Below are 284 nucleotides of genomic sequence, written 5' to 3' on the forward strand. Positions count from 1 at the left end.
GAGGTGATTCACAGTGTGGTTATCGCGCTGGCGGGCGGTGGACTGGGCTATAGCATCCCGGTAAATAGCCATAAGCTGGTAACTCATCCGGAATTTACGGTTTCTGTTACCTCTACGGATCCGGCAGGGAACAGCGTCACGCATTCTGAAACCAAAACCATCAGCGCCGATCTGTATACACAGTCGTATATCACCATTGATGACGTGACGGCTGATAACTTTATCAACATCAAGGAATCGACGGACAATCACGGCAAGACCACCATCAGTGGCACGGTGAGCGG

General features: G+C 51.4%; 1 protein-coding gene. It reads left to right on the forward strand.

Going from position 1 to position 284, the window contains the following annotated elements; genetic code table 11:
• A partial coding sequence (locus tag OGX89_RS00070; RefSeq protein ID WP_286559689.1) for an Ig-like domain-containing protein occupies positions 1-284 on the forward strand: 284 nt, incomplete at both ends.

The sequence above is a fragment of the Citrobacter sp. Cpo103 genome (assembly GCF_030332605.1).
Lineage (GTDB): Bacteria > Pseudomonadota > Gammaproteobacteria > Enterobacterales > Enterobacteriaceae > Citrobacter > Citrobacter portucalensis.